Here is an 8,064-nt window from a genome sequence, read left to right as displayed (position 1 = left end):
GCTCAACTTATCGAACTACATCTTTGGTACGTTTCTCTTATTTTCTTCATTCTTAATTTACTAAAATATTAGTTGTTGATTTATCTAATAAAACTAGGTTATGTAAATAAATTTTATTATATAAATCTTCTAGTTCTAAAAGTATTAATTGATATATTTCTTGGATAAATTGATATTTATTTTATAAATCTTTTAACTTAAATAAGAGTTAGGATAAGGAGAGAGAGAATGAATTTTTTTATTAGGAAAGAAAAAAAGGAAGATTATAAGATTACTGAAGAAGTTGTAAAAGAAGCGTTTGCTAATGAAGAATATAGTGATCAGAGTGAACATAGATTAGTTGCGAGTTTGAGAAATTCTGATGAGTTTATTCCAGATTTATCTTTAGTAGCATTACATAGAGATAAAATTATAGGTCATATATTGGTATCTAAAATTTTTATTGTTAAAGGTGAGAAATCTATAGAATCATTAGCTTTAGCGCCTGTTTCTGTCTTACCTAATTATCAAAATAAAGGCGTAGGTCAAAGTTTGATACAAAAATCTTTAGAAGTAGCAGAAAAGCTTAATTTTGATTCGGTTATAGTGATGGGACACTCAGAGTATTATCCAAAATTTGAGTTTAAAAAAGCTTCTAACTGGGGTATTAAAGCCCCTTTTGAAGTACCAGACGAATTTTTAATGGCTATTGAATTAAAGAAAAATGCTTTGGATAAAACTTCTGGGATAATTCAATATTCAGATGCTTTTTTTGAATGAAAAATTTATTTATCTTAGTTTTTAAATCTACTGAATAAATAAAGACTAGGCATTTATGCCGAGAAAATTTATTAATGTTGAGAAGAAGCCTCTTAACTAAACTTGAAGACAAATGTCGCATAGCGTGAGCTATTAAGCCAACGATTCGACAAGTTTTTAGTTTGTTAAGAGTTTTCGAAGGCTCAACGTCAATAAAGCAGTTATGTTAACATTGCCTAAAAAAGGAGTTCTTATTTTGGATAAAAACACAGTATTAGATAAAGGTTATTTTATAGCAACTATCTTAAATTCCATTTTTTTACTTGGGTTAATTTTTGTATATCAATCTGATAATCCATATATATTAATTCCATATACTATTGTGATGGTTGTTAATGCTATTTATTTAGTTGTAAAAGTAGGAAAAATAAATAAAAGTAAGCCCAAAATTTAAGAGGGTTTTGAAACGATTGAAAACGAGTTTCTTCTTGACTTGATCCTATATAGGAATAACGTTCTTTTTTAAAATAAGGATAGATAAATATATTAGCTTGAATGATTTAAAAAATTTGAAGATATCTATATTTTACAAAAATCAAGTTTGTTATTGTTACTTTTGATGTTTATTTTTTGGTTAAGTTTAAGACAATAGAATATAAACCATAGATATGCATAGAAAGAGTCCGGAAGATAAAGTTCTAGGATAAGTAAATAAAGACAATTTCTATTGAAATAATATAGAAATTGTCTTTTTTATTATTGTATAAAGAAAAAGAACGTTGATACATCAACGTTCTAGCGTAATTTAGTTAATCAGAATTAAACTGATTTTTACTAATGAACGGAAACAGTACGGGTTAACTCGTATTCCTCTTTGTTGTTTTCGTCTAAAGGAACAGGGGTGAATGATTTAGTTGAACCATCAAGCCCTATATCAAATAAAAGCCATTGTAGTGCTGTAGCAGTTGTAGTTTTTCCTGTATCATTAACACCGTATACTCTTGCATCATTGCCATTAAATTCAAAAACTTGATTTTTTAAACCTGCAAAATTTTCAATTGATATTTTCTTTATTTTCAGCTGTTTCATATTGACTACCCCGTATATTTTGATTAAATTCTGACTGTTAGGCGTTGGCACGTCTTTCAGTCTTTTTTGTTATCTCAAGCCACTTTTCCCAAAAGAATGTGCTAAAGATAAGTGTTAACATTGCAATTCCTAATACTGTTGTGAAACCACCTTAAAAGTAATGTGATGATCATTGCAATGAACATCGTCATGTAGCTTAGTAGATATTTCATTTATCATCCTCTTCTTTCATTTCTAAAAGTTTTTCGATATATCCTCTTTCTAATGCGAAATCAAATAACATTTGTTGAATATGTTCAGGCATAATAACCATTCCTTTCGTGTATAATGTGGTTATCGCTATTGCGTTAGATTGGGGGGTAATGATGAGTAAAAACAATAAAGATTTCTCTAGAGCTTTAAAGCGAATGGGTTCTAATGCGCAGTCTATGAATGGCACTTCAAATGTAGATTTTAATGATTTATTTTCTACAGAATTCATGAAAAAATACACAAACAAAACTGATATATATGAATTTATAGAAGCAAGCAATCTTGACGTTCATAGCCAAGAAGATTTCAATGTAGTAATGCAAACTAACGATTGGAATCATTACGTAAAAAGAAATACTAGGTTTAATTCTTGGCACGAGATGTACGAAAAAGCTCTAGGTGAATATACTTTTAATAATTTATTCAAAGGGCTTTAGTTTTTTAATTAATTCATCAGTATCAACATTTACTTTATATGTCGGTTTATTAGTAGCACTTCTAATCTCCTCCGCCAAGATGACGATTAGGAGTGCTATTTTTAGTTTCTTTAACATGGCTATACACCTCCTATCCAAATATCTTTTTGAAATTATCCTCAAGAAATTGTTTCATCTTGCTACCTATGAATCTGAATTGATTATTGTTGTTGATTGGATAATGTGAAAACTATTCTATTTCTTTTTTAAATTGTGGATTTTCTAGAATGTTTCTTTTTAACTAATATCTATTGCGACCTGTTTCATATTCCAAATCTTCCATAGTCCACCATGTTTTTGTCATGTCTCATACCTCCGTAACTTCTGCTTCATAACCAAAATCAGTCATGATTTCGTGAATTTTTAATCTGCCTTTTTGAGTCCAACGCGTCTGTGGTTGAGTGTCCGGATGTCCATATGAACGGACTATTTCAATTGTGTGCGACTTTGTATATCCTCTGTTCATATTTTCGATGTATAGCACCCACTGTTTACCTACACGACGTTGTAATCTCGCTTGATGTAATAATTTATTAAGCTTTTGTGCAGACAAACCATAATCAGCTGCAATTTGTGTGATAGTCATCGTTCCGGGTGATTTTAATATTTCGTCCACATAGTCAGCTTTGGGTTTTAACTCGCCAATTTGTTGCTGTTGTATTGAGTTCTGCTCAAGCAACTTTTCTTTTTCTTTCTGTTCTTCAATCCATTTCTCAGCACGTCTTACAGGATCTTCTATCATGTAACTTGCAACAGGTTGTTTGAGTTGTTTTTCCATTTCGTTAAATTTATTGATATACGCCATCTTGAAATCGTTATGACCTTGAATGTTGAACATATATAAAGTGAAACCATCTTTTGTTAGTAAATATTCTTTCAATTTTCTACCAGTACTATCTTTATATTCGTTAGGAATTATTACTGAACCCACATTTGGGCTGAGTAAAATTTTTTCTAAATCTCTAATTACATGAGCGTGTTTTTTTTCTAGTTCTTGAGCAATCACTCGACTAGAAACAACTGCTCCTACTTCTGAGTTGTTTTCAATTTGAATTTTTTGTAATGCTTGCATATTTTTATTACTCCTTTCTGCTATACTCCTTATAAAAGGAGGTGGTTTTATGAAAAACGTTTATGCTTGTTTACTTGGCGAATGGGTAAATCTATCTGAATCAAATGATGTTGTAATTGATAACGCATATACAGATGTAAACCTTTGGTATAAAGAACAAATCGATAACTTGTTCAATTTCAACTACATCAACATTAAAATTGATAATGTGAATTACCGAATCCACCCTAGTTTCGTTCAAGTTTTAACTAAGTGATTTTCTAATTGTTTTACAGCTATGACTGTCAAGCTCTACCTTGACGGTCTTATGGCTGTAAGCTTTGTTAACTTCATGTGCAATTCTGTCCCACTCGTATTTAGGCATGCCTTCTATTATTTTTAAAATCCCATTTAATTTTTCTTCTTTCATTTGAATTCCTCCTTAATTTGTTTGTTGTTCTTTTTCAGGAACGTCTTGAGTAAAAAAATATCTAAATTATTTGTTTCGTAGCCTAATATCTTTGCCATTTTAATAAACTCATTCGCTCCAATATCTACAATCCCGTTTTCTCTTTTAGCATATGGAGTTCTTGTTTTCCACCCCATCATTTGTGTCATCTCATCTTGAGTTATTCCGCAAGCTATTCTTTCTGCTCTCAATCTTTTTAAGTTAAGTACCATGTCGTCACCTCCGTTCGTTCTCTTTTGAGAACTGTATATAACTTAACATCTTACGTTCCCGTTAGTCGACACTTTTTGCTCTAAAAAATTCAAAAAGATTTTTTCTACCTATATATTGTATTCATTTGGGAACGATGCTATAATCTAATTGTTCACATGAAAGAACAAATAATTTATTCAGGAGATACTTAAAATGAGAAATAATGATGAAATAATCACAATAATTAAATCAGCTATGAAAGAACAAGATATGTCACTTAGTGAATTAGCTCGTCGTGTAGGAGTTGCTAAATCTGCTGTATCACGTTATTTAAACTTAACTAGAGAATTTCCGTTAAATCGTACAGAAGATTTTGCAAAAGCACTTAGTATCAGTACAGAATACTTACTTGGTTTTGACAAAAGTGAACAACAAGATGAACAACCAAAACATCGTGCAGCACATCTTGAAGGTGAATTAACAGATGAAGAATGGCAACGTGTGCTAGATTATGCAGATTATATAAGAAGCAAACGCAAATAAAGGGTGTTTTTATGGGGTTATATGAAAAAATGTTAATAAAACATGATTATATAGAAGTCAGAGAAACAAATGTTATGCCTAATGACCTACACGGTCTATGGTTAGGTGATTTAATTTTAATTAAGCGAAACCTTTCCGAAACACGTAAAGCTGAGGTATTATACGAAGAACTAACACACCATAAACTTACATATGGAAACATCTTAGACCAATCTAAATTCAACAACCGTAAATTTGAAAACTACGCTAGGCGTTACGGGTATGAAAATGCCCTACCTTTGCGCATTATTGTGGAGGCGCATAACTATGGTATTAGTAACTTATATGAACTAGCTGAATATGTTCAATTAAGCGAAGAATATATAGTAGAAATATTGAAACATTACAAAAATAAATATGGTATTGGTACTCACTACGGAGAATACCTAATTACATTTGATCCGTTGAGGGTTTTTAAATATAAAGAAATATAAAAAAGGAGGAAGTTTATGTCTAAAAATATAGGTTTTAAAAATGGTTACGCTATAGGCCTAATAAAAAGTGGTTTATCTAAAGAAGGTAAAAAAGCAATCGACTCACTAAGCGCTGAAGAACAGATAAGATTGGCTAATTTACAAAAGAATAATGACCCTACGCTTAACGAAGAAGTAAGGAAAGCAATCGGAATGGATAGTAATTTTACTAGCATTCAAGAAAAAAGTGAAGCTTACAATAAAAAAAGCATTGAAAAACAAGGAATAAATAATCCGACTAAAATTACATCTAATGCTTTTTATTACCAAAATAAAGCGAATAGCTTCGACGATATTTACAATCTTATAGGTATAGGTACTCATATTAGCCAAAAAGAACAAGCTAAATTTGTTCATTATAAAGATATGAAAACAAATACTTATGTGCAAATAGCACAAAATGATGAGATAGTAAAACAAAATAAGAAATTACTAGAACAAAATGATGAAATTATCAAACTTTTAAAGCAAATTCTAAACAAAGGAGAAATGTAGAATGAAAAAGGTTCTTTTTTTAATTTTTGCTAGTTTATTAGTATTAACCGCATGTGGGCAAGAAGAAGAAAAGAAAGAGAAAGACAATAAGACAGAAACAACTAAAAAAGACGAGAAAAAAGAAACGCAAAAGAAAACAGAAAATAAAGAGGATAAAACTAAAGAAGACACAGATAATAATGACCAACAAAGCAATGAACAGCAAGATAATCAAGTAAATGAACAACAACAAGCTCAAGAACAGCAAGCAAACCAACAACAAGAACCGTCATATGAAGAACAAATGCGTGCTAATGCAAAAGTTGCTAAACAAAACGGTTATACAGGTATACCCAATGGAGATATGGGTGGCGTTCCTACTTCTGACAAAGCCTACTCTAATGATCAATTAGACCCCGAAACTGGATTACCTAAAGATGATGCTGTCCCACAAGACACAGAATAATTCCACTGGGTACCTAGTATCCTTATATTATAATTCCAGTTCTTCTAAATCTTCTTCAGGTACAGAGCAGACATGATAGATTACGATGAAGTAGATAAACAATTAGAAAAAAATAAAAAAGCTCAAGCTGAAAAAAAGACTGAACTTCAGAAAGAATACCTCGAGTTATCCGATAAAATGTTTGAAGAAGATGTAAGCGATGAAGAATATAATGCAATGGAAAAACGTCAAAACGAAATATTAGATGAAGTAGAACCAATCAATTAATTATTACATAGGCATTCACTTGCCCTATTTTTATCCCCCTCCACTTTGGGGCGAAAGGAGGAATATTAATGAAAACACCAAATAGTGATGGTGAAATAAGACCATGTTTAAGCAATTTTAAATTCTATATAGGTCAAACGGGACAGGAAGAAGACCATCCTTTATTAGATTTCAACAGACTAAAAGACGGTTCTGAACTGGGTATAGAGTTCACAGTTAGTGGACTAAATAGAGTATATAAAAATGATGAAAGTAATGCTATATCTATGGTTATATTATATTACGAGAGAGTTGGACAAAAAGGTTTTAAACTAAATAATTTATGGTCAGTAAATCTGGATGATGAGGATATGAAAGAATCCTATAAAACTTTCAAATTAACTCTTACAAAAACCTACTTGAATCTAGTCGAAAGACAATATGATATGTATTTAAACTATCCTTTAATTAAGATAATCACTTTACCTGAAAAGTTTGATTTTACAGAATTAGATGAAGAAACTTTGTCACACTGGATGACTTGGTCACAACATAATGAATTACTATGCGTTAAAATACCAATGATTCCTGAGTCGGAGGAGTAGAATGGATAAATTAATTGAGTATAACGAACTAGCAAATAAATTTAATAAAACTATTCCAGATGCACATGATACAACGAAATTAAGAACAAATGATTCTGGAGGTGGTAATATGAGCGGAAACTATATTACTAAAGAAATGTTCGAACAATTTGAAAAGCGTATCGACGATAAACTGGATTCATTGCCTAATAGAATGGCCGATAAAATGGACGCTAAGATAAGCGGTTTAGAAGCTAAACAAACAAAATGGTTCGTAGGAATAACTATAAGTACAGCAATTGGAGGGTTGAGTTTAATAATCGGTGCTATCGGATTAATAGTTAATATATTTATATAAAGGGTACACCACCGTACCCTTATTATTTTTTTACTTTTTTCGAGGAGGAAATGAAATGTCAGTAAGAAAACAACCGAATGGTAAATGGTATTACGACTTTGGATATGAAGGCAAAAGATATAAAAAGAAAGGTTTTAAAACTAAACGTGAAGCTACAGAAGCTGAATCTATAGCCAAAAACAAAGTGATGAGAGGTTTAGTTATTAACAACAAGACATCATTCATTAAATACTATAACGATTGGATAAAGGTTAACAAAGAGAATGTGGTTTCTGACAAAGCTTACGCAACATTTAACAATGCTATTAATCAATTTAAGTTATTCTTAGAAAATGAAAATTTAAGTGATGTCACCCTATCAGATTTGAATACAACGTTTTACCGTAAATTTATTAAATGGTATGGAGATGACCACGCTACAGAAACAGTAAGGAAGATACACAATTGTTTAAAACAATCTATAGACGACGCTATACAAGAAGGATTGATTCACAAGGATCCAACGTATAAAGTGATGGTTAAAGGTCGAATACCTGCTCAAAAAGAAGATGAAAAGTTTATGAGCATAGAAAATTTTGTAAATTTAAAAAAGTATGTATCTGATACCCCTATTC

General features: G+C 30.9%; 13 protein-coding genes. 10 read left to right on the top strand and 3 right to left on the bottom strand.

Going from position 1 to position 8,064, the window contains the following annotated elements; all coding sequences use genetic code 11:
* The first annotated feature begins 228 nt into the window (after nt 1–228).
* The gene (locus tag ACFV9Q_RS29090; RefSeq protein ID WP_002439277.1) at nt 229–759 is read left to right on the top strand and encodes a GNAT family N-acetyltransferase; all 531 of its coding nucleotides are present in this window, start codon (nt 229–231) and stop codon (nt 757–759) included.
* Between the two features lie 813 nt (nt 760–1,572).
* Here ACFV9Q_RS29090 and ACFV9Q_RS29085 read toward each other — a convergent pair.
* Nucleotides 1,573–1,878, bottom strand: a complete 306-nt coding sequence (locus ACFV9Q_RS29085) for an AAA family ATPase (protein ID WP_377237294.1) — start codon at nt 1,876–1,878, stop codon at nt 1,573–1,575.
* A gap of 278 nt (nt 1,879–2,156) precedes the next feature.
* Here ACFV9Q_RS29085 and ACFV9Q_RS29080 point away from each other — a divergent pair, with 278 nt between their 5' ends.
* On the top strand, nt 2,157–2,516 hold the full coding sequence (locus ACFV9Q_RS29080; protein ID WP_002439270.1) for a hypothetical protein: 360 nt from the start codon (nt 2,157–2,159) through the stop codon (nt 2,514–2,516).
* 346 nt (nt 2,517–2,862) lie between these two features.
* On the opposite strand, the gene ACFV9Q_RS29075 is transcribed toward ACFV9Q_RS29080, so the two are convergent.
* Nucleotides 2,863–3,627, bottom strand: a complete 765-nt coding sequence (locus tag ACFV9Q_RS29075; protein ID WP_002439267.1) for a phage regulatory protein/antirepressor Ant — start codon at nt 3,625–3,627, stop codon at nt 2,863–2,865.
* A 405-nt stretch (nt 3,628–4,032) separates the two neighbouring features.
* Complete coding sequence (locus tag ACFV9Q_RS29070) at nt 4,033–4,287, bottom strand: helix-turn-helix transcriptional regulator (protein WP_002439263.1); 255 nt, start codon at nt 4,285–4,287, stop codon at nt 4,033–4,035.
* 193 nt (nt 4,288–4,480) lie between these two features.
* On the opposite strand from ACFV9Q_RS29070, the gene ACFV9Q_RS29065 reads away from it, so the two are divergent.
* The 8 genes from ACFV9Q_RS29065 to ACFV9Q_RS29030 all read left to right on the top strand — a co-directional run.
* Complete coding sequence (locus ACFV9Q_RS29065) at nt 4,481–4,810, top strand: helix-turn-helix domain-containing protein (RefSeq protein WP_002439260.1); 330 nt, start codon at nt 4,481–4,483, stop codon at nt 4,808–4,810.
* An 11-nt stretch (nt 4,811–4,821) separates the two neighbouring features.
* Complete coding sequence (locus tag ACFV9Q_RS29060; protein WP_002439258.1) at nt 4,822–5,283, top strand: ImmA/IrrE family metallo-endopeptidase; 462 nt, start codon at nt 4,822–4,824, stop codon at nt 5,281–5,283.
* Nucleotides 5,284–5,298: 15 nt separating this feature from the next.
* Nucleotides 5,299–5,817 (top strand): hypothetical protein, encoded by a 519-nt coding sequence (locus ACFV9Q_RS29055; protein WP_002439256.1) that lies wholly within the window; start codon nt 5,299–5,301, stop codon nt 5,815–5,817.
* Nucleotide 5,818: 1 nt separating this feature from the next.
* Nucleotides 5,819–6,262, top strand: coding sequence for a hypothetical protein (locus ACFV9Q_RS29050; RefSeq protein ID WP_002439254.1), 444 nt, complete (start codon nt 5,819–5,821; stop codon nt 6,260–6,262).
* Between the two features lie 72 nt (nt 6,263–6,334).
* Complete coding sequence (locus tag ACFV9Q_RS29045) at nt 6,335–6,529, top strand: hypothetical protein (RefSeq protein ID WP_002439253.1); 195 nt, start codon at nt 6,335–6,337, stop codon at nt 6,527–6,529.
* 68 nt (nt 6,530–6,597) lie between these two features.
* Nucleotides 6,598–7,113, top strand: coding sequence for a hypothetical protein (locus ACFV9Q_RS29040; protein WP_002439252.1), 516 nt, complete (start codon nt 6,598–6,600; stop codon nt 7,111–7,113).
* 1 nt (nt 7,114) lies between these two features.
* Nucleotides 7,115–7,450, top strand: coding sequence for a hypothetical protein (locus ACFV9Q_RS29035; protein ID WP_002439251.1), 336 nt, complete (start codon nt 7,115–7,117; stop codon nt 7,448–7,450).
* Between the two features lie 55 nt (nt 7,451–7,505).
* A partial coding sequence (locus ACFV9Q_RS29030; protein ID WP_377237293.1) for a phage integrase SAM-like domain-containing protein occupies nt 7,506–8,064 on the top strand: 559 nt, incomplete at its 3' end.

Source organism: Promicromonospora sp. NPDC059942 (assembly GCF_042731755.1).
Taxonomy (GTDB): Bacteria; Actinomycetota; Actinomycetes; order Actinomycetales; family Cellulomonadaceae; genus Promicromonospora.
The sequence above is the reverse complement of the archived record's forward strand: the minus strand, read 5'-3'. Positions and strand labels throughout refer to the sequence as shown.

Coding starts and splice junctions, on each gene's coding strand:
- ACFV9Q_RS29090 (WP_002439277.1), top strand. CDS start 229: ATGAATTTTTTTATTAGGAAAGAAAAAAAGGAAGATTATAAGATTACT.
- ACFV9Q_RS29075 (WP_002439267.1), bottom strand. CDS start 3,627: ATGCAAGCATTACAAAAAATTCAAATTGAAAACAACTCAGAAGTAGGA.
- ACFV9Q_RS29070 (WP_002439263.1), bottom strand. CDS start 4,287: ATGGTACTTAACTTAAAAAGATTGAGAGCAGAAAGAATAGCTTGCGGA.
- ACFV9Q_RS29065 (WP_002439260.1), top strand. CDS start 4,481: ATGAGAAATAATGATGAAATAATCACAATAATTAAATCAGCTATGAAA.
- ACFV9Q_RS29060 (WP_002439258.1), top strand. CDS start 4,822: ATGGGGTTATATGAAAAAATGTTAATAAAACATGATTATATAGAAGTC.
- ACFV9Q_RS29055 (WP_002439256.1), top strand. CDS start 5,299: ATGTCTAAAAATATAGGTTTTAAAAATGGTTACGCTATAGGCCTAATA.
- ACFV9Q_RS29050 (WP_002439254.1), top strand. CDS start 5,819: ATGAAAAAGGTTCTTTTTTTAATTTTTGCTAGTTTATTAGTATTAACC.
- ACFV9Q_RS29045 (WP_002439253.1), top strand. CDS start 6,335: ATGATAGATTACGATGAAGTAGATAAACAATTAGAAAAAAATAAAAAA.
- ACFV9Q_RS29040 (WP_002439252.1), top strand. CDS start 6,598: ATGAAAACACCAAATAGTGATGGTGAAATAAGACCATGTTTAAGCAAT.
- ACFV9Q_RS29035 (WP_002439251.1), top strand. CDS start 7,115: ATGGATAAATTAATTGAGTATAACGAACTAGCAAATAAATTTAATAAA.